Source organism: Klebsiella sp. w6, from assembly GCF_033100215.1.
GTDB lineage: Bacteria > Pseudomonadota > Gammaproteobacteria > Enterobacterales > Enterobacteriaceae > Klebsiella > Klebsiella variicola.
This window is the reverse complement of record NZ_CP136907.1, coordinates 3,925,362-3,949,718: the sequence shown is the minus strand read 5'-3', so window position 1 is coordinate 3,949,718 and position 24,357 is coordinate 3,925,362. Positions and strand designations below refer to the sequence as shown.

Below are 24,357 nucleotides of genomic sequence, written 5' to 3'. Positions count from 1 at the left end.
GCAGTCAGGCAGATAAAAAAACGCGCCAGGTGGCGCGTTTTTTTTCATCCGGACGGCAAGATTAGCGCTTAATGTCGGACTGGTAATCGCGTTTGGTGTAGCCAGTGTACAGCTGACGCGGACGGGCGATCTTCATGCCATCGCTGTGCATTTCGTTCCAGTGCGCAATCCAGCCCACGGTACGCGCCATGGCGAAGATAACGGTAAACATGGAGGACGGAATACCCATCGCTTTCAGGATGATACCGGAGTAGAAGTCGACGTTCGGGTAGAGTTTCTTCTCGATGAAGTACGGGTCGTTCAGCGCGATATGCTCCAGCTCCATGGCTACCTGCAGCAGATCGTCTTTGGTGCCCAGCTCTTTCAGCACTTCATGGCAGGTTTCACGCATCACGGTGGCCCGCGGGTCGTAGTTTTTGTAAACACGATGGCCGAAGCCCATCAGGCGGAAAGAGTCATTCTTGTCTTTCGCACGACGAACAAATTCCGGAATGTGCTCAACGGAGCTGATCTCTTCCAGCATCTTCAGCGCCGCTTCGTTGGCGCCGCCGTGCGCCGGTCCCCACAGGGAGGCGATGCCAGCAGCGATACAGGCGAACGGGTTAGCGCCGGAGGAGCCGGCGGTACGTACCGTCGAGGTCGACGCGTTCTGCTCGTGATCGGCGTGCAGGATCAGAATACGATCCATCGCGCGTTCAAGCACCGGATTGACTTCATACTCTTCGCACGGTGTCGCGAACATCATGCGCAGGAAGTTGCCGGCGTAGGAGAGGTCGTTGCGCGGATAAACAAACGGCTGGCCGATAGAATACTTGTAACACATGGCTGCCATGGTTGGCATTTTGGACAGCAGACGGTAGGCAGCAATCTCGCGGTGACGTGGGTTATTCACGTCGAGGGAGTCATGATAGAACGCCGCCAGGGCGCCGGTGATCCCGCACATCACGGCCATCGGGTGGGAATCGCGACGGAATGCATGGAACAGACGCGTGATCTGCTCATGAATCATGGTGTGGCGGGTGACGGTGGTTTTGAATTCGTCATATTCGGCCTGAGTCGGTTTTTCACCGTACAGCAGAATATAACATACTTCGAGATAGTTAGATTCGGTCGCTAACTGGTCGATCGGGAAGCCGCGGTGCAGCAGGATCCCCTCGTCACCATCGATAAACGTAATTTTAGATTCACAAGAAGCGGTGGATGTGAAACCTGGGTCAAAAGTAAATACGCCTTTTGAACCAAGACTACGAATATCAATAACATCCTGACCGAGCGTGCCTTTTAGCACATCCAGTTCAATAGCAGTGTCACCACCCAGGGTGATTTTTGCTTTAGCATCAGACATTTATGGTCTCCTTAGCGCCTTTATTGCTTAAGACTGCCGGGTGGTGGATTTGCTTTCGGCCCGCGCCTGCATACGTTACCAGTTTGTTATGTTGCACACAGCTCTGCGTCAGCGAAAAGGGCAGGGTACAGAGCAACGGCGCTTGATGGTACGTCCTTCAGGGCTGCGGTGAAACAACAGCAAATCAGCGTTTTAGCAGTCCGAATATTAAAACCTGTATACCACTAATAACTGTCCTGATTACATCGGTCAATACTGACACACTGTTACATAACTTATTCTCAGGTGAAAGAGTGACCCCATAACTTTTGAGCATTATTGCATTTAACTGGTAATGGTTGTAACAAGAATGTTTAATATTTGTCAAATCAGGTGATTAAAAATTAAAAAAATGTTGTTATCGTGACCTTGATCACTGTTCCGGAGAAAACCCAACAAACTATATGTAGGTTAATTGTAATGATTTTGTGAACGGCCTATACTGCGGCCAGGTCTCCGGAACACCCTGCAATCCCGAGCCACCCAGCGTTGTTTAGTGATGTTTTAATGCCTGAAAAGACGTTTTAACATGACTTCTGGTTATAGAAAGGACGCTGTCTGACCCGCAAGCAGACCGGAGGAAGGAAACAATAAGAACAGCATGTGGGCGTTATTCATGGTAAGAAATGTGAAAAAACAAAGACCTGTCAATCTGGATCTACAAACGATACGGTTCCCAATCACGGCGATAGCGTCCATTCTCCATCGCGTTTCCGGTGTCATCACCTTCGTGGCGGTCGGAATTCTGCTTTGGTTGCTGGGCACCAGCCTTTCCTCCCCTGAAGGTTTTCTGACGGCGGCCTCGATCATGGATAGCTTCTTTGTGAAGTTCATCATGTGGGGCATTCTCACCGCACTGGCCTATCATGTCGTTGTCGGTATCCGCCATCTGATGATGGACTTTGGCTACCTGGACGAAACCCTCGAAGCAGGGAAACGTTCCGCCAAAATCTCTTTTGTTATTACTGTCGTGCTTTCACTTCTCGCAGGAGTCCTCGTATGGTAAGCAACGCCTCAGCACTGGGACGCAACGGCGTACATGACTTTATTCTGGTCCGTGCTACCGCCATCGTTCTGACCCTCTACATCATCTACATGGTTGGCTTCTTCGCCACCACCGGTGAAATCTCATGGGAAGTGTGGACCGGATTCTTTGCCTCCGGCTTCACTAAAGTCTTCACTCTGCTGGCTCTCGTCTCCATTCTCATCCATGCCTGGATCGGGATGTGGCAGGTGTTAACGGACTACGTTAAACCACTGGCTCTGCGCCTGGTTCTGCAACTGGCTATCGTTGTGGCGCTGGTGGCTTACGTTCTTTATGGATTTGTTGTGGTGTGGGGTGTGTAATGAAATTGCCAGTCAGAGAGTTTGATGCTGTTGTTATCGGTGCCGGCGGCGCAGGTATGCGCGCGGCGCTGCAAATTTCCCAGAGCGGACAGACCTGTGCACTGCTCTCCAAAGTGTTCCCTACCCGTTCCCATACCGTATCCGCGCAGGGTGGTATCACCGTCGCGCTCGGTAACTCCCATGAAGATAACTGGGAATGGCATATGTACGACACCGTAAAAGGGTCGGACTATATTGGCGACCAGGACGCCATCGAATATATGTGTAAGACCGGCCCGGAAGCGATTCTTGAGCTGGAACATATGGGCCTGCCGTTCTCCCGTCTTGACGACGGCCGTATTTATCAGCGCCCGTTCGGCGGCCAGTCGAAAAACTTCGGCGGCGAGCAAGCGGCACGCACCGCGGCGGCGGCTGACCGTACCGGCCACGCGCTGTTGCACACCCTGTATCAACAGAACCTGAAAAACCACACCACTATCTTCTCCGAATGGTATGCCCTCGATCTGGTGAAAAACCAGGACGGCGCGGTGGTCGGTTGTACCGCCCTGTGCATCGAGACCGGCGAAGTGGTCTACTTTAAAGCCCGCGCCACAGTGCTGGCGACCGGCGGCGCAGGCCGTATTTATCAGTCCACCACCAACGCCCACATCAACACCGGTGACGGCGTCGGGATGGCCATCCGCGCCGGCGTTCCGGTGCAGGATATGGAAATGTGGCAGTTCCACCCGACCGGCATCGCCGGGGCAGGGGTGCTGGTCACCGAAGGTTGCCGCGGCGAAGGCGGTTACCTGCTGAACAAACACGGCGAGCGCTTTATGGAGCGTTATGCCCCGAACGCCAAAGACCTGGCGGGTCGTGACGTGGTGGCGCGTTCCATCATGATCGAAATTCGCGAAGGCCGCGGCTGCGATGGTCCGTGGGGCCCGCATGCGAAACTGAAACTGGATCACCTGGGTAAAGAGGTTCTGGAATCTCGTCTGCCAGGTATCCTTGAGCTGTCCCGTACCTTTGCTCACGTCGATCCGGTGAAAGAGCCAATCCCGGTTATCCCAACCTGCCACTACATGATGGGCGGTATCCCGACCAAAGTCACCGGTCAGGCGCTGACCGTGAATGAGAAGGGCGAAGACGTGGTGATCCCGGGCCTGTTCGCGGTAGGCGAAATTGCCTGCGTATCGGTCCACGGCGCCAACCGTCTGGGCGGCAACTCGCTGCTCGACCTGGTGGTCTTCGGCCGCGCGGCGGGCCTGCATCTGCAGGAGTCCATCGCCGAGCAGGGCACGCTGCGCGACGCCAGCGAATCGGATGTCGAAGGCTCGCTGGACCGCCTCAATCGCTGGAACAATACCCGCTCCGGCGAAGACCCGGTGGAAATCCGCAAAGCACTGCAGGAATGTATGCAGCACAACTTCTCGGTGTTCCGCGAAGGCGATGCGATGCACAAAGGTCTGGAGCAACTGAAAGTGATCCGCGAGCGCCTGAAAAACGCGCGTCTCGACGATACTTCCAGCGAGTTCAACACCCAGCGCGTCGAGTGCCTGGAGTTGGACAACCTGATGGAGACCGCGTTTGCGACCGCCGTGTCCGCTAACTTCCGTACTGAAAGCCGTGGCGCCCATAGCCGCTTCGACTTCCCGGATCGTGATGATGAAAACTGGCTGTGCCATTCCCTGTATCTGCCAGAGTCGGAATCCATGACGCGTCGTAGCGTCAACATGGAACCGAAACTGCGTCCGGCATTCCCGCCGAAGATTCGTACTTACTAATGCGGAGACAGGAAAATGAAACTCGAGTTTTCAATTTATCGCTATAACCCGGATGTTGACGACGCTCCGCATATGCAGGATTACACCCTCGAAGCGGAAGAAGGTCGTGACATGATGCTGCTGGATGCGCTGATCCAGCTGAAAGAAAAAGATCCGTCGCTGTCGTTCCGCCGCTCCTGCCGTGAAGGGGTTTGCGGTTCCGATGGTCTGAACATGAACGGGAAAAACGGTCTGGCGTGCATCACGCCAATCTCCGCGCTGAATCAGCCGGGCAAGAAGATTGTTATCCGTCCGCTGCCAGGATTACCGGTTATCCGTGATTTGGTGGTGGACATGGGGCAATTCTATGCACAATATGAGAAGATTAAGCCTTACTTGTTGAATAATGGGCAAAATCCTCCGGCTCGCGAGCATCTGCAGATGCCTGAGCAGCGTGAGAAACTCGATGGTCTGTACGAGTGTATTCTGTGCGCATGTTGTTCAACCTCGTGCCCGTCGTTCTGGTGGAACCCGGACAAGTTCATCGGCCCGGCTGGCCTGCTGGCCGCGTATCGCTTCCTGATCGACAGTCGCGATACCGAAACCAGCGAGCGCCTGGAAGGCCTGAGCGATGCTTTCAGCGTATTCCGCTGTCACAGCATTATGAACTGCGTCAGCGTGTGTCCTAAAGGGCTTAACCCGACGCGCGCCATCGGCCATATTAAGTCGATGCTGCTGCAGCGCAGCGCGTAAGCAACACGGTCTGTCCCGGATGGCGCTTGCGCTTATCCGGGCTACCAAAGCAGTAGCCCCGGCAAGCGTTAGCGCTGCCGGGGGACAGATAGCAGGAAATCTTTAAAAACCGCCACAAGATGTACCAGTAATCGAGGCGTTCAGTGCGAGGTAAGGCGGCAACTGAGCGCATCCCCGGGAGCATAGTGAACTATGTGACCGGGGTAAGCGAAGGCAGCCAACGCAACCGCAGCCTGAACGCTGAAGATTAATGGCAGTTTTTAAAGGTTCCTTAGCGGATCGAAACCACAACTCGTCCGCAACAAGTGAACCCCGGCACGTGCACTCGGTGTGCGTGGTAGTTTCTACGGCGAAATAAGCATAAAAGTGCTTAAGGGATCACGATGCAGAACGGCGCAATGAAAGCCTGGCTGGACTCTTCTTTCCTCTCTGGTTCGAACCAGAGCTGGATAGAACAGCTCTATGAAGACTTCTTAACCGATCCTGACTCTGTTGACGCCAACTGGCGTTCGATGTTCCAGCAGTTACCTGGCACCGGAGTTAAACCGGATCAATTCCATTCCAAAACACGTGATTATTTCCGTCGACTGGCGAAGGATGCCTCACGTTACACTTCTTCGATTTCCGACCCTGACACCAATGTGAAGCAGGTTAAAGTCCTGCAGCTCATCAACGCATACCGTTTCCGTGGCCACCAGCATGCGAATCTCGATCCGCTGGGACTGTGGAAGCAAGAGAGAGTGGCGGATCTTGATCCGGCCTACCACGATCTGACCGAGGCCGATTTCCAGGATAGCTATAACGTAGGTTCATTCGCCATCGGTAAAGACACGATGAAGCTGGGCGACCTGATTGCCGCCCTCAAGCAAACCTACTGCGGCTCCATCGGCGCGGAATACATGCATATCACCTCTACTGAGGAAAAACGCTGGATCCAGCAGCGTATTGAATCGGTAGCCGGTAAAGCGAGCTTCACCGCGGCAGAGAAAAAGCGCTTCCTCAGTGAACTGACCGCTGCAGAAGGGCTGGAACGCTACCTCGGCGCCAAATTCCCGGGGGCGAAACGCTTCTCGCTGGAAGGGGGTGATGCCCTGATCCCGATGCTCAAAGAGATGATCCGCCATGCAGGCAAAAGCGGCACCCGCGAAGTGGTGCTGGGCATGGCGCACCGTGGCCGTCTGAACGTGCTGGTCAACGTGCTGGGTAAAAAACCGCAGGACCTGTTCGACGAGTTCGCGGGCAAACATAAAGAACACCTCGGCACCGGCGACGTGAAGTACCACATGGGCTTCTCTTCCGATATGGAAACCGAAGGCGGTCTGGTCCACCTGGCGCTGGCGTTTAACCCGTCGCACCTGGAGATCGTCAGCCCGGTGGTTATCGGTTCCGTACGCGCCCGTCTGGATCGTCTGGACGAGCCAAGCAGCAACAAAGTTCTGCCTATTACCATCCACGGCGACGCCGCCGTTACCGGCCAGGGCGTGGTTCAGGAAACCCTGAACATGTCGAAAGCCCGCGGTTACGAAGTCGGCGGTACCGTGCGTATCGTTATCAACAACCAGGTTGGCTTTACCACCTCCAACCCGCTGGATGCGCGTTCTACGCCATACTGTACCGATATCGGTAAGATGGTTCAGGCGCCGATTTTCCACGTTAACGCGGATGACCCGGAAGCCGTTGCTTTCGTTACCCGTCTGGCGCTGGATTTCCGTAATACCTTCAAACGCGATGTCTTTATCGACCTGGTGTGCTACCGCCGTCACGGCCATAACGAAGCCGACGAGCCGAGCGCAACCCAGCCGCTGATGTACCAGAAAATCAAAAAGCATCCGACCCCGCGCAAAATCTATGCTGACAAGCTGGAGCAGGAGAAAGTTGCGACGCTGGAAGACGCGACTGAGCAGGTTAACCTTTACCGCGATGCGCTGGATGCCGGCGAATGCGTGGTAGAGGAGTGGCGTCCGATGAATATGCACTCCTTTACCTGGTCTCCCTACCTCAACCACGAGTGGGACGAGAGCTATCCGGATAAAGTGGATCCGAAACGTCTGCAAGAGCTGGCTAAACGCATCAGTACGGTGCCGGAAGGTATCGAAATGCAGTCCCGTGTAGCGAAAATCTACGGCGATCGCCAACTGATGGCCGCCGGCGAGAAGCTGTTCGATTGGGGCGGCGCTGAAAACCTGGCTTATGCCACCCTGGTTGACGAAGGCATTCCGGTGCGCCTGTCCGGTGAAGACTCCGGTCGCGGCACCTTCTTCCACCGTCACGCGGTTATCCATAACCAGAGCAACGGTTCTACCTATACCCCGCTGCAGCATGTGCACAACGGCCAGGGCCAGTTCCGCGTCTGGGACTCGGTGCTGTCTGAAGAAGCCGTGCTGGCGTTCGAATACGGTTACGCCACCGCAGAGCCGCGTACGCTGACCATCTGGGAAGCGCAGTTCGGCGACTTCGCCAACGGCGCGCAGGTGGTGATTGATCAGTTCATCTCCTCTGGCGAACAGAAATGGGGCCGGATGTGCGGTCTGGTGATGTTGCTGCCGCACGGCTACGAAGGGCAGGGCCCGGAGCACTCCTCCGCGCGTCTGGAACGCTATCTGCAGCTGTGCGCTGAGCAGAACATGCAGGTTTGCGTACCGTCCACCCCGGCACAGGTTTACCATATGCTGCGTCGTCAGGCGCTGCGCGGTATGCGCCGTCCGCTGGTGGTGATGTCGCCGAAGTCTCTGCTGCGCCACCCGCTGGCGGTCTCCAGCATGGACGAACTGGCGAACGGCACCTTTATGCCGGCCATCGGCGAAATCGACGAACTCGATCCGCAAGCCGTGAAGCGCGTCGTACTGTGCTCTGGTAAGGTTTACTACGACCTGCTGGAACAGCGCCGCAAAAACGAGCAAAAAGATGTCGCCATCGTGCGTATCGAACAGCTCTACCCGTTCCCGCATCAGGCGGTGCAGGAAGCGCTGAAAGCTTACTCGCACGTACATGATTTTGTCTGGTGCCAGGAAGAGCCGCTCAACCAGGGCGCATGGTACTGCAGCCAGCACCACCTTCGTGAAGTAGTTCCATTTGGGGCCTCTCTGCGTTATGCAGGCCGCCCGGCCTCCGCCTCTCCGGCGGTAGGGTACATGTCCGTTCACCAGAAACAGCAACAAGATCTGGTCAATGACGCGCTGAACGTCGATTAATTAAAGGATACACAATGAGTAGCGTAGATATTCTGGTTCCCGACCTGCCTGAGTCCGTAGCTGACGCAACCGTCGCCACCTGGCATAAAAAACCGGGCGACGCGGTCGTCCGTGACGAAGTTCTGGTCGAAATCGAAACTGACAAAGTGGTACTGGAAGTACCGGCATCAGCGGACGGCATTCTGGATGCAGTGCTGGAAGACGAGGGCGCTACCGTCCTGTCTCGCCAGATCCTTGGCCGCCTGCGTGAAGGCAACAGCGCAGGTAAAGAAACCAGCGAAAAAGCGGATGCGAAAGCGTCCACCCCGGCGCAGCGCCAGCAGGCTTCTCTGGAAGAGCAGAACAACGATGCGCTCAGCCCGGCGATCCGTCGTCTGCTGGCGGAGCACAACCTCGACGCCGCTGCCATCAAAGGTACCGGCGTGGGTGGCCGTCTGACGCGTGAAGACGTTGAGAAACATCTGGCGAAAGCCCCGGCGGCGGCTGAAGCCAAAGCGCCAGCGGCTACCGCGGCAGCGACACCAGCGCCGCAGCTGGGTCACCGTTCAGAAAAACGCGTCCCGATGACCCGTCTGCGTAAACGCGTGGCCGAGCGTCTGCTGGAAGCGAAAAATTCCACCGCCATGCTGACGACCTTTAACGAAGTCAACATGAAGCCGATTATGGATCTGCGTAAGCAGTACGGCGATGCCTTCGAAAAACGTCACGGTATCCGTCTGGGCTTCATGTCCTTCTACGTGAAAGCGGTGGTTGAAGCGCTGAAACGCTATCCGGAAGTGAACGCTTCCATCGATGGCGACGACGTGGTTTACCACAACTACTTTGACGTCAGCATGGCAGTGTCCACTCCGCGCGGCCTGGTAACCCCGGTTCTGCGTGACGTTGACCTGCTGGGCATGGCGGACATCGAAAAGAATATCAAAGAGCTGGCGGTGAAAGGCCGTGACGGCAAGCTGACTGTAGATGACCTGACCGGCGGTAACTTCACCATTACCAACGGCGGCGTCTTCGGTTCCCTGATGTCCACGCCGATCATCAACCCACCGCAGAGCGCCATCCTGGGTATGCATGCCATTAAAGACCGTCCGATGGCGGTGAATGGCAAGGTAGAGATCCTGCCGATGATGTACCTGGCGCTCTCCTATGACCACCGTCTGATCGATGGGCGTGAATCGGTTGGCTTCCTGGTGGCGATTAAAGAGCTGCTGGAAGATCCGACTCGTCTGCTGCTGGACGTGTAGTCAGTAAGAGTATGACTTACCGTAGGCCGGATAAGGCATTTTTGCCGCCATCCGGCGTTGATGAGATGCCTGATGGCGACGCTAGCGCGTCTTATCAGGCCTACAGGTTTAAAGATAATTACACCCTGAAGGATGGACTGAACACATGAACTTACATGAATATCAGGCAAAACAACTTTTTGCCCGCTATGGCTTACCGGCGCCGGTGGGTTATGCCTGTACTACTCCGCGTGAAGCAGAAGAAGCCGCTTCAAAAATCGGCGCGGGTCCGTGGGTAGTGAAATGTCAGGTTCACGCTGGTGGCCGCGGTAAAGCGGGCGGTGTGAAAGTAGTTAAGAGCAAAGAAGAGATCCGCGCTTTTGCTGAGCATTGGCTGGGCAAACGCCTGGTGACCTACCAAACCGATGCCAACGGCCAGCCGGTCAACCAGATTCTGGTGGAAGCGGCGACCGATATCGATAAAGAGCTGTATCTGGGCGCGGTCGTTGATCGTAGCTCTCGTCGCGTGGTGTTCATGGCGTCGACTGAAGGCGGCGTAGAAATCGAAAAAGTCGCGGAAGAAACCCCGCACCTGATCCACAAGATCGCCATCGATCCGCTGGCGGGCCCGATGCCTTACCAGGGGCGTGAACTGGCGTTCAAACTGGGTCTGGAAGGTAAGCAGGTTCAGCAGTTCACCAAGATTTTCATGGGTCTGGCGACCATTTTCCTTGAGCGCGACCTGGCGCTGATCGAAATCAACCCGCTGGTTATCACTAAGCAGGGCGACCTGATCTGCCTCGACGGCAAACTGGGCGCTGACGGCAACGCGCTGTTCCGCCAGCCGGATCTGCGCGAAATGCGCGACCAGTCTCAGGAAGATCCGCGCGAAGCGCAGGCGGCGCAGTGGGAACTGAACTACGTTGCGCTCGACGGCAACATCGGCTGCATGGTCAACGGCGCAGGCCTGGCGATGGGCACCATGGACATCGTTAAGCTGCACGGCGGCGAACCGGCTAACTTCCTCGACGTTGGCGGCGGCGCCACCAAAGAGCGCGTGACCGAAGCGTTCAAAATCATCCTCTCTGACGACAACGTTAAAGCGGTTCTGGTTAACATCTTCGGCGGTATCGTACGTTGCGACCTGATCGCTGACGGCATCATCGGCGCGGTAGCGGAAGTTGGGGTTAACGTTCCGGTCGTGGTTCGTCTGGAAGGTAACAACGCCGAACTGGGCGCGAAAAAACTGGCTGACAGCGGCCTGAATATTATTGCAGCGAAAAGTCTGACGGACGCAGCACAGCAGGTTGTTGCCGCAGTGGAGGGGAAATAATGTCAGTTTTAATTAATAAAGATACCAAGGTTATCTGCCAGGGCTTCACCGGTAGCCAGGGGACCTTCCACTCTGAACAAGCGATCGCTTACGGTACGCAAATGGTTGGCGGCGTGACGCCAGGCAAAGGCGGCACCACCCACCTGGGCCTGCCGGTATTTAATACCGTGCGCGAAGCTGTTGAAGCGACCGGCGCGACCGCGACCGTTATCTACGTTCCGGCGCCGTTCTGCAAAGACTCCATTCTGGAAGCAATCGACGCGGGCATTAAGCTGATTATCACCATCACCGAAGGTATCCCGACGCTGGATATGCTGACCGTGAAAGTGAAGCTGGACGAAGCGGGCGTGCGCATGATTGGCCCGAACTGCCCAGGCGTTATCACCCCGGGCGAATGCAAAATCGGCATCATGCCGGGTCACATTCACAAGCCGGGTAAAGTGGGCATCGTTTCCCGTTCCGGTACCCTGACCTATGAAGCGGTTAAGCAGACCACCGACTACGGCTTCGGCCAGTCTACCTGCGTCGGTATCGGCGGCGACCCGATCCCGGGCTCCAACTTCATCGATATCCTGAAGCTGTTCCAGGAAGATCCGCAGACCGAAGCGATCGTGATGATCGGTGAGATCGGCGGCAGCGCGGAAGAAGAAGCGGCAGCCTACATCAAAGAGCACGTGACCAAGCCGGTTGTCGGCTACATCGCGGGCGTGACCGCGCCGAAAGGCAAGCGTATGGGCCACGCGGGCGCCATCATCGCTGGCGGTAAAGGTACTGCTGATGAGAAATTCGCCGCCCTGGAAGCCGCTGGTGTGAAAACCGTTCGCAGCCTGGCCGATATCGGCGAAGCGCTGAAAGCTATCATCAAGTAAACCCTCTCTGCTTCTCCGAAGCAGAAATCTGTCCGATTTCGACATGGTTGGCCACCGTCAGGTGGCCTTTTTTATGGGCGTTATCCATCTCGCCAGAACATCCGCTGAACCGGCGGAATGCCTGCTCCGTGAAAAACCTTATCTATCATATTGATTTTATGAATTATTTCATGAATATAATCCCGGCAGCGTGGTTGCTGAAGGAAATATTTCCGCAATTCGCGACAGGCAAGGGTTTTAGATAGTGAAAAAACAGAAGAGAAGGGCATAAGAAAACAGGAAAAATACTGTGAGCAGTCTAGCATTATTAGGATCGGCGCATTTTTTTCATTTTTCCCCGCGGCGTTAAATAATATTACCTATGATTCTCATATCTCTCTTTTCAGTAACCAAGCAAGCCATACTTTAAACACAACATTAACATTAAGTTCACCAATATTCTTTATTGAGCTACATAATTAACACGTAGAGTAAAAATTGATTTATATCAATGCTTAATGCTTGGAAAAATTCTTCAAAAAACGTTAAATTGTCGCAAGTCAAATTGGCCTAAACAGGCTATCTTCGCTATATATTGATCACCGTCGAAAAATGTAAAACTGGAACAATAAAAACATATTTATTGTAAGGTTATTGCGGCGTAATATATTGGGGAATCAATTGGGTTTTCGTTAACGTATTTGTAACCTTGACGTGGCGTGGCTTCACTTTCAGGTGAAACGCGCTGCGGACGGGCCAACAAATAACTTTTGTATTGGGGCATGCGTATGAGCCAGAGCTTCTCGGTTCATTTTCGGAGTCTTCATGCGATGAGCAAGGAGTCATGATGTTAGATATAGTCGAACTGTCGCGCTTACAGTTTGCCTTGACCGCGATGTACCACTTCCTTTTTGTGCCGCTAACGCTCGGTATGGCGTTCCTGCTGGCCATCATGGAAACGGTTTACGTCCTTTCCGGCAAACAGATTTATAAAGATATGACCAAATTCTGGGGCAAGTTGTTTGGTATCAACTTCGCGCTGGGTGTGGCGACCGGTCTGACCATGGAGTTCCAGTTCGGGACTAACTGGTCGTATTACTCACACTACGTGGGCGATATCTTCGGTGCGCCGCTGGCCATTGAAGGTCTGATGGCCTTCTTCCTCGAATCCACCTTTGTAGGTCTGTTCTTCTTCGGTTGGGATCGTCTGGGTAAAGTTCAGCACATGGCGGTCACCTGGCTGGTTGCGCTGGGCTCCAACCTCTCCGCGCTGTGGATCCTCGTCGCCAACGGCTGGATGCAGAACCCTATCGCATCGGACTTCAACTTCGAAACCATGCGTATGGAGATGGTCAGCTTCTCCGAACTAGTCCTGAACCCGGTTGCTCAGGTTAAATTCGTCCACACCGTGGCCTCCGGCTATGTGACTGGCGCGATGTTCATCCTGGCTATCAGCTCCTGGTATATGCTGAAAGGCCGCGACTTTGCCTTTGCTAAGCGCTCCTTTGCCATCGCAGCCAGCTTCGGTATGGCGGCGATCCTCTCCGTTATTGTGCTGGGTGACGAATCCGGTTACGAAATGGGTGACGTGCAGAAAACCAAACTGGCGGCTATCGAAGCTGAGTGGGAAACCCAGCCGGCGCCGGCTGCCTTTACTCTGTTTGGTATTCCCGATCAGAATGCGCAGACCAACCACTTCGCGATCCAGATCCCTTACGCGCTGGGCATCATCGCCACCCGCTCGGTGGATAAGCCGGTTATCGGCCTGAAAGATCTGATGGTTCAGCACGAAGAGCGTATCCGTAACGGGATGAAAGCGTACGCGCTACTGGAGCAGCTGCGCGCCGGTTCGACCGACCAGGCCGTGCGTGACCAGTTCAATAGCGTGAAGAAAGACCTCGGCTATGGCCTGTTGCTGAAGCGCTATACCCCGAACGTCGCTGACGCCACGGAAGAGCAGATCGCCAAAGCGACCAAAGACTCTATTCCAAGCGTCGCCCCGCTGTACTTCGCCTTCCGTATCATGGTGGCGTGCGGCATCCTGATGCTGTTGATTATCGGCGCCTCCTTCTGGAGCGTGATTCGTAACCGCATTGGCGAGAAAAAATGGCTGCTGCGCGCCGCGTTCTTTGGCCTGCCGCTGCCGTGGATTGCTGTGGAGTCGGGCTGGTTTGTTGCCGAGTATGGCCGTCAGCCGTGGGCGATTGGTGAGGTCCTGCCGACCGCGGTGGCCAACTCGTCGCTGACCGCAGGCGATCTGATCTTCTCAATGTTGCTGATCTGCGGTCTGTACACGCTGTTCCTGGTGGCTGAACTGTTCCTGATGTTCAAGTTTGCCCGCAAAGGACCTAGCAGCCTGAAAACCGGCCGCTATCACTTTGAACAGTCCTCTGCGGCTATTCAGTCGGCACGCTAAGACAGGAGTCGTCAAATGATCGATTATGAAGTATTGCGTTTTATCTGGTGGCTGCTGATTGGCATTCTGCTGATTGGCTTCGCTGTCGCCGACGGGTTCGACATGGGGGTGGGCATGCTCACCCGTTTCCTCGGCCGTAACGACACCGAGCGTCGGATTATGATCAACGCCATCGCTCCGCACTGGGACGGTAACCAAGTGTGGCTGATCACCGCCGGCGGCGCGCTGTTCGCGGCCTGGCCGATGGTTTACGCCGCAGCGTTCTCTGGCTTCTATGTGGCGATGATTCTGGTGCTGGCTTCGCTGTTCTTCCGTCCGGTCGGTTTTGACTACCGTTCCAAGATCGAGGACACCCGCTGGCGCAACATGTGGGACTGGGGCATCTTCATCGGTAGCTTCGTGCCGCCGCTGGTGATTGGTGTGGCCTTCGGCAACCTGTTGCAGGGCGTGCCGTTCCACGTCGATGAATACCTGCGTCTGTTCTATACCGGAAACTTCTTCCAGCTGCTGAACCCGTTTGGTCTGCTGGCCGGTATCGTCAGCGTGGCGATGATCCTGACTCAGGGTGCCACCTACCTGCAGATGCGTACCGTAGGCGAACTGCACCTGCGTACCCGCACCGTTTCCACGGTGGCGGCGCTGGTGACGCTGGTCTGCTTCGCGCTGGCCGGTGTGTGGGTCTACTACGGCATCGACGGCTATGTGGTGAAATCAGTAATGGATCATAGCGGCCCGTCTAACCCGCTGACTAAAGAAGTTGTGCGTGAGGCCGGTGCATGGATGGTGAACTTTAATAACATGCCAGCGCTGTGGGCCGTTCCTGCCCTGGGCGTGGTGCTGCCGCTGCTGACCGTCGTCTCGACTAAAGCGGATAAAGGCGCGTGGGCATTCCTGTTCTCCTCGCTGACCCTGGCCTGCATCATTCTGACCGCCGGTATTGCGATGTTCCCGTTCATCATGCCGTCCAGCACCATGCTGAACGCCAGCCTGACGATGTGGGACGCGACCTCCAGTCAGCGGACGCTGAACCTGATGACCTACGTGGCGATTGTCTTCGTGCCGATCATTCTGGCCTACACCAGCTGGTGTTACTGGAAGATGTTCGGCCGCATTACGCGCGAAGACATCGAAAAGAACACCCACTCGCTGTACTAAGGTAAGGAGCTATATATGTGGTACTTCGCATGGATTTTGGGAACGCTTCTTGCCTGTGCCTTTGGGGTGATTACCGCGCTGGCGCTTGAGCACGTGGAAGCCACCAAAGCAGGTAAAGAAGAACACTGATGAGTATTATCGTGATGCGATATACGAAATCATTCGGGTTGCATCGAGGCGGCAAGTCTGTGAATCCCCAGGAGCTTACACCAGTAAGTGACTGGGGTAAGCAGACGTAGCCAACAAAGAGGCGACGTGAATGATAAAGTATATGTATGCGATAATGGACAAGCGCCCGTTAAGGGCGCTTTCCTTACTGATGGCGCTGCTGCTGGCAGGCTGCATCTTCTGGGATCCGTCGCGCTTTGCGGCGAAGACCAGCGAGCTGGAAATCTGGCATGGTTTCTTGCTGATGTGGGCGGTTTGCAGCGGCGTTATTCACGGCGTGGGCTTCCGTCCGCGTGCCGTTCACTGGCAGGGGATTTTTTGTCCGCTTATCGCTGATATCGTGCTCGCTTTGGGTCTCTTCTTTTTCTTCTTTTGAATAAGAGATCTCTGTTAATGGTATGGGCTTGCATAAGCCCATAAAAATTTACGCCCCGTTTACTTTCCCCCATTCCAAACCACCTTTCCCGCGCGTATAGTAGCGAAGTTTGAAAGCTCTAACCTTTTTTTGCATTACCGGGATGTAAAGTGAATACAACGCTGTTTCGATGGCCGGTTCGGGTCTACTACGAAGATACCGACGCCGGTGGTGTGGTTTACCACGCCAGTTACGTCGCTTTTTATGAAAGAGCACGCACAGAGATGCTGCGCCACCATCACTTTAGTCAACAGGTGCTGTTGGCTGAACGCGTTGCCTTCGTGGTTCGCAAAATGACGCTGGAGTATTTTGCCCCCGCCAGACTCGACGACATGCTCGAAGTCCAGACGGAAATTACCTCGATGCGCGGCACCTCTTTGGTTTTCACGCAGCGAATCGTCAACGCCGAGAATACAGTGTTAAACGAAGCTGAGGTTCTCATTGTGTGCGTTGATCCACTCTTAATGAAGCCACGTGCGCTTCCCAAGTCTATTGTCGCGGAGTTTAAGCAGTGACTGACATGAATATCCTTGATTTGTTCCTGAAGGCGAGCCTTCTGGTTAAACTTATCATGTTGATTTTGATTGGTTTTTCTATCGCTTCCTGGGCTATCATTATTCAGAGAACGCGTATCCTTAACTCGGCCGCGCGTGAAGCTGAAGCGTTCGAGGACAAATTCTGGTCCGGGATCGAGCTGTCCCGTTTGTACCAGGAGAGCCAGGGGCGTCGCGATAACCTGACCGGTTCGGAACAAATCTTCTACAGCGGTTTCAAAGAATTTGCACGCCTGCATCGGGCCAACAGCCATGCGCCGGAAGCGATTGTCGAAGGGGCATCGCGCGCGATGCGTATTTCGATGAACCGCGAGCTGGAAACGCTGGAAACCCATATCCCGTTCCTCGGCACCGTAGGCTCCATCAGCCCGTATATCGGTCTGTTCGGTACTGTCTGGGGGATTATGCATGCCTTTATCGCCCTTGGCGCGGTGAAGCAGGCCACCCTGCAGATGGTGGCGCCAGGTATCGCCGAAGCGCTGATCGCCACCGCGATCGGTCTGTTCGCCGCGATCCCGGCGGTCATGGCGTACAACCGCCTGAACCAGCGCGTGAACAAGCTTGAACTGAACTACGACAACTTTATGGAAGAGTTCACCGCTATTCTGCACCGTCAGGCCTTTACCACCAGCGAAAGCAATAAGGGGTAAGCCATGGCCAGAGCACGTGGACGCGGACGTCGCGAACTGAAGTCCGAGATCAACATCGTTCCGCTGCTGGATGTCCTGCTGGTACTGCTGCTGATCTTTATGGCAACGGCGCCCATCATTACGCAGAGCGTGGAAGTCGATCTGCCGGACGCCACGGAATCGCAAGCGGTGAAAAGCAATGACGATCCGCCGGTGATTGTGGAAGTCTCCGGGGTAGGGCAGTACAGCGTGAAAGTGGGGCAGGAGACGCTGTCCCAGCTGCCGCCGGAGCAGGTGATTGCCGAAGCGAAGCGTCGTCTTGAAGCCAATGAGAAAACGGTATTCCTGATCGGCGGTGCGAAAGACGTCCCTTACGATGAAATTATTAAAGCGCTGAACCTGTTGCATAGTGCAGGGGTTAAATCGGTCGGCTTGATGACCAAACCTATTTAATCGCTTCAGGTATGTGCGTCCGCGTGGCGTCCGATGGTGAGTATCGCTCGCCGTCGGCGTGCATCGCGGGTACAGGCGAACAGTTTTTGGGAACCGATAGTGTCAAAGGCAACCGAACAAAACGACAAGCTTAAACGAGCGATCATCATTTCAGTCGCGCTGCACATCATTCTGATCGCGCTGCTGATCTGGAGTTCGTTTGACGAGCATCTGGATGCCTCTGCCGGCGGCGGCGGGGGATCGTCCATTGATGCCGTCATGGTCGATCCGGGGGCGGTGGTAAATAACTATAACCGTCAGCAACAGCAGCAGGCCAGCGCACGTCGCGCCGCTGAGCAGCGTGAAAAACAGGCACAGCAGCAGGCGGAAGAGTTACGTGAGAAACAGGCAGCGGAACAGGAACGGCTGAAACAGCTCGAACAGGAACGGCTGCAGGCGCAGGAAGCGGCGAAAGAAGCGAAGGAACAGCAGAAGCAGGCTGAGGAAGCGGCTGCCAAGGCTGCCGCGGCGGCGAAAGCCAAAGCGGATGCGCAGGCTAAAGAAGCGCAGGAAGCGGCTGCCAAAGCGGCTGCCGACGCAAAAGCGAAGGCGGATGCCCAGGCAAAAGCGGCTGAGCTGGCAGCGGCTAAAGCCGCCGCTGACGCGAAGAAACAGGCCGATGCCGCCGCCGCGAAAGCGGCAGCCGATGCGAAGAAACAGGCGGAAGCCGAAGCGGCGAAAGCCGCAGCAGAAGCGCAGAAGAAAGCGGAAGCGGCAGCGGCGAAAAAAGCGCAGCAGGAAGCAGAGAAGAAGGCCCAGCAGGAAGCGGCTAAGCAAGCTGCGGCTGAAAAAGCGGCAGCAGAAAAAGCCGCCGAAAAAGCCGCTGAGAAAGCTGCCGCCCAAAAAGCGGCCGCAGAGAAGGCCGCCGCCGAGAAAGCCGCCGCAGCTGAAAAAGCGGCGGCAGCCAAAGCGGCTGCGGCTGAGAAGGCAGCGGCCGATAAAGCGGCCAAAGCGGCAGCAGCAAAAGCGGCGGCAGCGAAGAAAGCGGCTGCCGCGAAAGAAGCGGACGGCGTTGACAACCTGCTTGGCGATCTGAGTTCGGGTAAGAATGCGCCGAAAGGTAGCACCAGCGGTAGCGCAGGCGGCTCTTCACCTGCTAAAGGAAGTAAACCAGGGCAGGGCGGTGCGTCTCAGGCGGAGATTGCCAGCTATATTTCGCAAGTGCAGGCCGCGATTAAAGGACATCTCTATGACTGGGATACGTACAAGGGTAAAGTATGTACGTTGCGCGTAAACCTGGCTCAGGATGGAACGTTGTTGAGTGTGAAATCGGAAGGCGGCGATCCGGCTTTCTGTCAGCAGATGCTGGCGGCAACCAGTCGGATGAGCAAATTCCCTAAACCGCCTTCGCAGGCAGTTTATGAAACGTTCAAAAATGCGCCATTGGACTTCAAACCTTAAGCGCTTTTTCCCCCGCGTCAGTGGGGGAAAAGAATATCGGGCGGTCATGGGGTTTTGGTAGTTTTGTGTATTTCAGTTTGTTAACATTCTGCTAAATTATCGTGGGCTTTCCGCCCGGATAAGGGAGATATGATGAAGCAGGCATTACGAGTAGCATTTGGTTTTTTAATGCTGTGGGCGGCGGTGCTGCACGCAGAAGTACGTATCGAGATCACCCAGGGGGTGGACTCGGCACGCCCTATCGGCGTGGTACCGTTCCAGTGGGCCGGCCAGGGCGCTGCGCCTGAAGATGTTGGCGGTATCGTGGCAGCTGACCTGCGCAACAGTGGTAAATTCAACCCGCTGGATCGCTCGCGTCTGCCGCAGCAGCCGACCAGTGCCCAGGAAGTGCAGCCTGCTGCCTGGTCTGCGCTGGGTATCGACGCCGTGGTCGTCGGTCAGGTCACGTCAAACCCGGATGGTTCTTATCAGGTAGCATATCAGCTGGTGGATACCGGCGGTGCGCCGGGTACAACGCTGGCGCAAGGCTCTTTTAAAGTCACTAAACAGTACCTGCGCTACGCAGCGCATGCTGCCAGCGACGCGGTATTTGAGAAGCTGACCGGCATCAAGGGCGCCTTCCGTACCCGTATCGCCTACGTGGTGCAGAAAAACGGCGGCCAGTTCCCTTACGAACTGCGCGTGTCCGACTACGATGGTTACAACCAGTTCCTTGTTCACCGTTCCTCCCAGCCGCTGATGTCCCCGGCCTGGTCTCCGGACGGTTCTAAACTGGCTTACGTGACCTTTGAAAGTGGTCGTTCTGCGCTGGTGGTTCAGACCCTGGCGAACGGCGCTGTGCGTCAGATCGCCTCCTTCCCGCAGCACAATGGCGCGCCGGCGTTCTCTCCGGATGGCTCTAAGTTGGCCTTCGCGCTGTCGAAAACCGGTAGCCTGAACCTGTACGTGATGGATCTGGGCTCCGGTCAGATTCGTCAGGTGACTAACGGTCGCAGCAACAACACCGAACCAAGCTGGTTCCCGGACAGCCAGAACCTGGCCTTCACCTCTGACCAGGCCGGTCGTCCGCAGGTGTATAAAGTCAACATCAATGGCGGCACGCCGCAGCGTATCACCTGGGAAGGTTCACAGAACCAGGACGCCGACGTGAGCGCGGATGGTAAAACCATGGTAATGGTCAGCTCGGCCGGCGGTCAGCAGCACATTGCCAAACAAGATCTGGAAGCGGGTGGTGTACAGGTTCTGTCATCAACGTTTTTAGACGAAACGCCAAGTCTGGCACCTAACGGCACTATGGTAATCTACAGCTCTTCTCAGGGGATGGGATCCGTGCTGAATCTGGTTTCTACAGATGGGCGTTTCAAAGCGCGTCTTCCGGCAACTGATGGACAGGTAAAATCGCCTGCCTGGTCGCCGTATCTGTGATAATAAATAATTGATTATTAAAGGAATCAAAGAAATGCAACTGAACAAAGTGCTGAAAGGGCTGATGATCGCTCTGCCGGTTATGGCAATCGCGGCATGTTCTTCTAACAAGAACGCCAGCAACGACCAGAGCGGTGAAGGCATGCTGGGTGCCGGCACTGGTATGGACGCTAACGGTAACGGCGGCAACATGTCTTCTGAAGAGCAAGCTCGTCTGCAGATGCAGCAGCTGCAACAGAACAACATCGTTTACTTCGATCTGGACAAGTACGATATCCGTTCTGACTTCGCTGCCATGCTGGACGCGCATGCGAACTTCCTGCGCAGCAACCCGTCCTACAAAGTGACTGTAGAAGGTCACGCGGATGAGCGCGGTACGCCGGAATACAACATCGCTCTGGGTGAGCGTCGTGCTAACGCCGTTAAGATGTATCTGCAGGGCAAAGGTGTTTCTGCCGATCAGATCTCCATCGTTTCTTACGGTAAAGAAAAACCAGCAGTACTGGGTCATGACGAAGCGGCATATGCCAAAAACCGTCGCGCCGTACTGGTTTACTAAGAGAATTGCATGAGCAGTAACTTCAGACATCATTTATTGAGTCTGTCGTTACTGGTTGGCATAGCGGCCCCCTGGGCCGCTTTTGCTCAGGCGCCAATCAGTAGTGTCGGCTCAGGCTCGGTCGAAGACCGCGTCACTCAACTCGAGCGTATTTCCAATGCTCACAGCCAGCTTTTAACCCAACTCCAGCAACAACTCTCTGATAACCAGACTGACATTGATTCTCTCCGTGGCCAGATCCAGGAGAACCAATATCAGCTGAATCAGATCGTTGAGCGCCAGAAGCAGATTCTGCTGCAGATAGATAGTCTGAGCAGCGGTGGCGGCGCAGCGGCAGCATCAGGTACGCAGGCTCCATCGTCTTCCGGCGATCAGAGCGCGGCTGCCACCAGCACAGCGCCAGCGGCCTCGTCAGGCGCCCCGGCGATGACCGGCGATGCGAACACCGATTACAATGCGGCCATTGCCCTGGTGAAGGATGCTTCACGCCAGGATGACGCAATGGTGGCGTTTCAGAACTTCGTTAAAAAGTACCCGGATTCAACTTATCAGCCGAACGCCAACTATTGGCTCGGACAGTTGAATTACAATAAGGGGAAAAAAGACGATGCGGCGTTTTACTTCGCCTCGGTGGTGAAGAACTACCCGAAATCGCCAAAAGCGCCTGACGCCATGTTTAAGGTCGGCGTGATCATGCAGGACAAGGGTGATACCGCGAAAGCGAAAGCGGTTTACCAGCAGGTGATCAGTAAATTCCCCGGCACCGACGGTGCGAAACAAGCGCAAAAACGTCTTAATGCTCTTGGTTGATTACGGCATGACCAGAAATCGCGTTATTTCTGGTCTTGTCGCCTGAATCACCAGCAGTTAAGTGATCTTTATCGAAATTTTAGTTGCGCTGAATTCTGAAATCAGTAATATATGCCGCCGTTGCCAAGGGATATCAAACAAGCCCAAAGCGATGCCAGAGTGGGTCGTTAGCTCAGTTGGTAGAGCAGTTGACTTTTAATCAATTGGTCGCAGGTTCGAATCCTGCACGACCCACCAATCGTTCTGGTGGAACGCGATAGTAAAACGTGAAGGATAACGTTGCGACAGCAACGGCCCATAGGGCGAGGCGAAGCCGAGTCATCCTGCACGACCCACCACTTAGCAGTATCCAGCGCAGTATCGGGTGATTAGCTCAGCTGGGAGAGCACCTCCCTTACAAGGAGGGGGTCGGCGGTTCGATCCCGTCATCACCCACCACCGGGTCGTTAGCTCAGTTGGTAGAGCAGTTGACTTTTAATCAATTGGTCGCAGGTTCGAATCCTGCACGACCCACCATCTTTAACATCGAACGTCGGTGTTAAACGTGAAGGATAACGTTGCTTCAGCAACGGCGCCTCAGGGCGAGCGAAGCGAGTCATCCTGCACGACCCACCATTTTAATGATGGGACCGGTGGACGCAGTATCGGTAGTATCCAGCGCAGTTTCGGGTGATTAGCTCAGCTGGGAGAGCACCTCCCTTACAAGGAGGGGGTCGGCGGTTCGATCCCGTCATCACCCACCACTCGGGTCGTTAGCTCAGTTGGTAGAGCAGTTGACTTTTAATCAATTGGTCGCAGGTTCGAATCCTGCACGACCCACCAATTTCAGCATTTAACTCAAATGTTGAACGTGAAGGATAACGTTGCGTCAGCAATGGCCCGAAGGGCGAGGCGAAGCCGAGTCATCCTGCACGACCCACCAATTTCAATATTGGTGTCGAGTGAAATTATTCAGGTAGTACCAGAGCGGGTCGTTAGCTCAGTTGGTAGAGCAGTTGACTTTTAATCAATTGGTCGCAGGTTCGAATCCTGCACGACCCACCATCCTGAATGATTACAGTAGCAAAATCCCGCAAGGGGTCGTTAGCTCAGTTGGTAGAGCAGTTGACTTTTAATCAATTGGTCGCAGGTTCGAATCCTGCACGACCCACCAATGTAAAAAGGCGCCCTAAAGGCGCCTTTTTGCTATCCGCCATACTCCAAAATTCGACTTCAGCATGACTCCACGGTCACGCTGCGCTTACCGTGGCTACACAGGGTACGAACCGGTCGTTTGGGCAGATGTGTAGCATCGTCCGCGGCATACGGGCTGATGTACAAAATTCATCACGACTTTTTGCTCGTAATCCGCTATCTTGTTTAGCATATAAAACACCATGACCGTGTTAAGGCGCAGACAGGCCATAGTGACGGTCTTAGAGTTAAGCCAGTAAAACGAGATTGCATGATGAGCGTAATGTTTGATCCTGAAACGGCGATTTATCCTTTTCCAGCGAAACCACAACCGCTGACCGTCGACGAAAAGCAGTTTTATCGCGAAAAAATCAAGCGCCTGTTGCGCGAGCGCGACGCCGTGATGGTGGCGCATTACTACACCGATCCTGAAATTCAACAACTGGCGGAAGAAACCGGCGGCTGTATCGCCGACTCGCTGGAGATGGCGCGTTTTGGCGCCCGTCATTCGGCCTCCACGCTGCTGGTCGCCGGGGTGCGTTTTATGGGGGAAACCGCCAAAATCCTCAGCCCGGAAAAGACCATTCTGATGCCGACCCTGAACGCGGAGTGTTCGCTGGATCTGGGCTGTCCGATTGAGGAATTCAACGCCTTCTGCGATGCCCATCCCGATCGCACCGTGGTGGTTTATGCCAATACGTCCGCCGCGGTGAAGGCCCGCGCTGACTGGGTGGTTACCTCCAGTATCGCCGTGGAACTCATTGATCATCTGGACAGCCTGGGTCAAAAGATCCTCTGGGCGCCGGACCGCCACCTTGGCCGCTATGTCCAGCGTCAGACCGGCGCAGACGTGCTGTGCTGGCAGGGAGCGTGCATCGTGCACGATGAGTTTAAAACCCAGGCACTGACGCGTATGAAGGCCCTCTATCCTGAAGCTGCTGTACTGGTCCATCCTGAATCGCCGCAGGCGATCGTCGAGATGGCGGATGCCGTGGGATCCACCAGCCAGCTGATTGCGGCGGCGAAAAGCTTGCCCCAGCGCCAGCTGATCGTGGCCACCGATCGCGGTATCTTCTATAAAATGCAGCAGGCGGTACCGGAGAAAACGCTGCTGGAAGCGCCCACTGCCGGCGAAGGGGCGACCTGCCGCAGCTGCGCGCACTGCCCGTGGATGGCGATGAACGGCCTGAAAGCCATTGCCGAGGGACTCGAACAGGGCGGCGCTGAACACGAAATCCACGTCGACGAAGCGCTGCGCACCGGGGCATTGATTCCGCTTAACCGGATGCTGGATTTTGCGGCTACACTACGGGGATAACGTATTGTCGCGTCGCAAGAC

The 24,357-nt window shown here is 55.3% G+C and carries 21 protein-coding genes, 7 tRNA genes and 1 pseudogene; 27 read left to right on the top strand and 2 right to left on the bottom strand.

The features are described from left to right. Positions 1–61: 61 nt before the first annotated feature. Positions 62–1,345: a citrate synthase gene (gene gltA, locus R0140_RS19465; protein ID WP_008805683.1), complete on the bottom strand. Its 1,284-nt coding sequence runs from the start codon at positions 1,343–1,345 to the stop codon at positions 62–64. A 640-nt stretch (positions 1,346–1,985) separates the two neighbouring features. Here gltA and sdhC point away from each other — a divergent pair. The 26 genes from sdhC to R0140_RS19335 all read left to right on the top strand — a co-directional run bounded on the left by sdhC (position 1,986) and on the right by R0140_RS19335 (position 22,998). Continuing rightward, complete coding sequence (gene sdhC / locus R0140_RS19460; RefSeq protein WP_004142216.1) at positions 1,986–2,390, top strand: succinate dehydrogenase cytochrome b556 subunit; 405 nt, start codon at positions 1,986–1,988, stop codon at positions 2,388–2,390. Beyond that, positions 2,384–2,731, top strand: a complete 348-nt coding sequence (sdhD, locus tag R0140_RS19455) for a succinate dehydrogenase membrane anchor subunit (protein ID WP_002894949.1) — start codon at positions 2,384–2,386, stop codon at positions 2,729–2,731. The genes sdhC and sdhD overlap by 7 nt, the downstream gene beginning before the upstream one ends. Beyond that, a complete protein-coding gene (gene sdhA, locus R0140_RS19450; protein WP_008805685.1) occupies positions 2,731–4,497 on the top strand; it encodes a succinate dehydrogenase flavoprotein subunit in 1,767 nt (588 codons plus the stop codon). The genes sdhD and sdhA overlap by 1 nt, the downstream gene beginning before the upstream one ends. Positions 4,498–4,512: 15 nt before the next feature. Further along, complete coding sequence (gene sdhB, locus R0140_RS19445; protein WP_008805686.1) at positions 4,513–5,229, top strand: succinate dehydrogenase iron-sulfur subunit SdhB; 717 nt, start codon at positions 4,513–4,515, stop codon at positions 5,227–5,229. 383 nt (positions 5,230–5,612) lie between these two features. Continuing rightward, on the top strand, positions 5,613–8,420 hold the full coding sequence (sucA, locus tag R0140_RS19440; RefSeq protein ID WP_008805687.1) for a 2-oxoglutarate dehydrogenase E1 component: 2,808 nt from the start codon (positions 5,613–5,615) through the stop codon (positions 8,418–8,420). A gap of 14 nt (positions 8,421–8,434) precedes the next feature. Continuing rightward, positions 8,435–9,661, top strand: coding sequence for a 2-oxoglutarate dehydrogenase complex dihydrolipoyllysine-residue succinyltransferase (gene odhB / locus R0140_RS19435; protein ID WP_012542428.1), 1,227 nt, complete (start codon positions 8,435–8,437; stop codon positions 9,659–9,661). Positions 9,662–9,806: 145 nt separating this feature from the next. Next, the gene (gene sucC / locus R0140_RS19430) at positions 9,807–10,973 is read left to right on the top strand and encodes an ADP-forming succinate--CoA ligase subunit beta (RefSeq protein WP_002895039.1); all 1,167 of its coding nucleotides are present in this window, start codon (positions 9,807–9,809) and stop codon (positions 10,971–10,973) included. Then, complete coding sequence (sucD, locus tag R0140_RS19425; protein ID WP_004885990.1) at positions 10,973–11,842, top strand: succinate--CoA ligase subunit alpha; 870 nt, start codon at positions 10,973–10,975, stop codon at positions 11,840–11,842. Before sucC ends, sucD begins: the two co-directional genes overlap by 1 nt. Positions 11,843–12,668: 826 nt before the next feature. After that, positions 12,669–14,237, top strand: a complete 1,569-nt coding sequence (cydA, locus tag R0140_RS19420) for a cytochrome ubiquinol oxidase subunit I (RefSeq protein ID WP_012542427.1) — start codon at positions 12,669–12,671, stop codon at positions 14,235–14,237. 15 nt (positions 14,238–14,252) lie between these two features. Continuing rightward, entirely contained in the window at positions 14,253–15,392 is a 1,140-nt protein-coding gene (gene cydB / locus R0140_RS19415) for a cytochrome d ubiquinol oxidase subunit II (RefSeq protein WP_008805690.1), read from the top strand. 15 nt (positions 15,393–15,407) lie between these two features. Beyond that, positions 15,408–15,521, top strand: a complete 114-nt coding sequence (gene cydX, locus R0140_RS19410; protein WP_004100325.1) for a cytochrome bd-I oxidase subunit CydX — start codon at positions 15,408–15,410, stop codon at positions 15,519–15,521. Positions 15,522–15,651: 130 nt separating this feature from the next. After that, on the top strand, positions 15,652–15,936 hold the full coding sequence (gene ybgE, locus R0140_RS19405; protein ID WP_008805691.1) for a cyd operon protein YbgE: 285 nt from the start codon (positions 15,652–15,654) through the stop codon (positions 15,934–15,936). 149 nt (positions 15,937–16,085) lie between these two features. After that, positions 16,086–16,490 carry a tol-pal system-associated acyl-CoA thioesterase gene (gene ybgC, locus R0140_RS19400; RefSeq protein ID WP_002895056.1) on the top strand — a complete coding sequence of 135 codons (405 nt, stop codon included), beginning with the start codon at positions 16,086–16,088 and terminating at the stop codon, positions 16,488–16,490. Beyond that, positions 16,487–17,179, top strand: a complete 693-nt coding sequence (gene tolQ / locus R0140_RS19395) for a Tol-Pal system protein TolQ (protein WP_004152221.1) — start codon at positions 16,487–16,489, stop codon at positions 17,177–17,179. Before ybgC ends, tolQ begins: the two co-directional genes overlap by 4 nt. 3 nt (positions 17,180–17,182) lie before the next feature. After that, positions 17,183–17,611 carry a colicin uptake protein TolR gene (tolR, locus tag R0140_RS19390; protein ID WP_002895061.1) on the top strand — a complete coding sequence of 143 codons (429 nt, stop codon included), beginning with the start codon at positions 17,183–17,185 and terminating at the stop codon, positions 17,609–17,611. Between the two features lie 99 nt (positions 17,612–17,710). Next, positions 17,711–19,051, top strand: coding sequence for a cell envelope integrity protein TolA (gene tolA / locus R0140_RS19385; protein WP_032739341.1), 1,341 nt, complete (start codon positions 17,711–17,713; stop codon positions 19,049–19,051). Positions 19,052–19,183: 132 nt separating this feature from the next. Beyond that, a complete protein-coding gene (tolB, locus tag R0140_RS19380) occupies positions 19,184–20,476 on the top strand; it encodes a Tol-Pal system beta propeller repeat protein TolB (protein ID WP_008805693.1) in 1,293 nt (430 codons plus the stop codon). Between the two features lie 34 nt (positions 20,477–20,510). Further along, entirely contained in the window at positions 20,511–21,035 is a 525-nt protein-coding gene (gene pal / locus R0140_RS19375) for a peptidoglycan-associated lipoprotein Pal (protein WP_002895068.1), read from the top strand. Positions 21,036–21,044: 9 nt separating this feature from the next. Then, positions 21,045–21,845, top strand: coding sequence for a cell division protein CpoB (gene cpoB / locus R0140_RS19370; RefSeq protein ID WP_032739343.1), 801 nt, complete (start codon positions 21,045–21,047; stop codon positions 21,843–21,845). A gap of 161 nt (positions 21,846–22,006) precedes the next feature. Beyond that, a tRNA-Lys gene (locus R0140_RS19365) sits at positions 22,007–22,082 on the top strand. 125 nt (positions 22,083–22,207) lie between these two features. Continuing rightward, a tRNA-Val gene (locus R0140_RS19360) sits at positions 22,208–22,283 on the top strand. Positions 22,284–22,285: 2 nt separating this feature from the next. After that, positions 22,286–22,361 (top strand) — tRNA-Lys (locus R0140_RS19355). Positions 22,362–22,512: 151 nt separating this feature from the next. After that, positions 22,513–22,588 (top strand) — tRNA-Val (locus tag R0140_RS19350). Positions 22,589–22,591: 3 nt separating this feature from the next. After that, positions 22,592–22,667 (top strand) — tRNA-Lys (locus tag R0140_RS19345). A gap of 146 nt (positions 22,668–22,813) precedes the next feature. After that, a tRNA-Lys gene (locus R0140_RS19340) sits at positions 22,814–22,889 on the top strand. A gap of 33 nt (positions 22,890–22,922) precedes the next feature. Then, positions 22,923–22,998, top strand: a tRNA-Lys gene (locus R0140_RS19335). Positions 22,999–23,074: 76 nt separating this feature from the next. Here the strand turns inward: R0140_RS19335 and R0140_RS19330 are convergent. After that, positions 23,075–23,223, bottom strand: a pseudogene (locus R0140_RS19330) (hypothetical protein). Between the two features lie 69 nt (positions 23,224–23,292). On the opposite strand from R0140_RS19330, the gene nadA reads away from it, so the two are divergent. Further along, the gene (gene nadA, locus R0140_RS19325; RefSeq protein ID WP_012968682.1) at positions 23,293–24,336 is read left to right on the top strand and encodes a quinolinate synthase NadA; all 1,044 of its coding nucleotides are present in this window, start codon (positions 23,293–23,295) and stop codon (positions 24,334–24,336) included. Positions 24,337–24,357: the final 21 nt, after the last annotated feature.

What these genes read in the sequence shown, in the direction of transcription:
- sucC (WP_002895039.1), top strand. Translation starts at nt 9,807, where the DNA reads ATGAACTTACATGAATATCAGGCAAAACAACTTTTTGCCCGCTATGGC.
- odhB (WP_012542428.1), top strand. Translation starts at nt 8,435, where the DNA reads ATGAGTAGCGTAGATATTCTGGTTCCCGACCTGCCTGAGTCCGTAGCT.
- sdhA (WP_008805685.1), top strand. Translation starts at nt 2,731, where the DNA reads ATGAAATTGCCAGTCAGAGAGTTTGATGCTGTTGTTATCGGTGCCGGC.
- cydB (WP_008805690.1), top strand. Translation starts at nt 14,253, where the DNA reads ATGATCGATTATGAAGTATTGCGTTTTATCTGGTGGCTGCTGATTGGC.
- cydA (WP_012542427.1), top strand. Translation starts at nt 12,669, where the DNA reads ATGTTAGATATAGTCGAACTGTCGCGCTTACAGTTTGCCTTGACCGCG.
- tolB (WP_008805693.1), top strand. Translation starts at nt 19,184, where the DNA reads ATGAAGCAGGCATTACGAGTAGCATTTGGTTTTTTAATGCTGTGGGCG.
- sucA (WP_008805687.1), top strand. Translation starts at nt 5,613, where the DNA reads ATGCAGAACGGCGCAATGAAAGCCTGGCTGGACTCTTCTTTCCTCTCT.
- gltA (WP_008805683.1), bottom strand. Translation starts at nt 1,345, where the DNA reads ATGTCTGATGCTAAAGCAAAAATCACCCTGGGTGGTGACACTGCTATT.
- cydX (WP_004100325.1), top strand. Translation starts at nt 15,408, where the DNA reads ATGTGGTACTTCGCATGGATTTTGGGAACGCTTCTTGCCTGTGCCTTT.
- sdhD (WP_002894949.1), top strand. Translation starts at nt 2,384, where the DNA reads ATGGTAAGCAACGCCTCAGCACTGGGACGCAACGGCGTACATGACTTT.
- nadA (WP_012968682.1), top strand. Translation starts at nt 23,293, where the DNA reads ATGAGCGTAATGTTTGATCCTGAAACGGCGATTTATCCTTTTCCAGCG.
- sdhC (WP_004142216.1), top strand. Translation starts at nt 1,986, where the DNA reads ATGTGGGCGTTATTCATGGTAAGAAATGTGAAAAAACAAAGACCTGTC.
- cpoB (WP_032739343.1), top strand. Translation starts at nt 21,045, where the DNA reads ATGAGCAGTAACTTCAGACATCATTTATTGAGTCTGTCGTTACTGGTT.
- tolR (WP_002895061.1), top strand. Translation starts at nt 17,183, where the DNA reads ATGGCCAGAGCACGTGGACGCGGACGTCGCGAACTGAAGTCCGAGATC.
- ybgE (WP_008805691.1), top strand. Translation starts at nt 15,652, where the DNA reads ATGATAAAGTATATGTATGCGATAATGGACAAGCGCCCGTTAAGGGCG.
- sucD (WP_004885990.1), top strand. Translation starts at nt 10,973, where the DNA reads ATGTCAGTTTTAATTAATAAAGATACCAAGGTTATCTGCCAGGGCTTC.
- pal (WP_002895068.1), top strand. Translation starts at nt 20,511, where the DNA reads ATGCAACTGAACAAAGTGCTGAAAGGGCTGATGATCGCTCTGCCGGTT.
- sdhB (WP_008805686.1), top strand. Translation starts at nt 4,513, where the DNA reads ATGAAACTCGAGTTTTCAATTTATCGCTATAACCCGGATGTTGACGAC.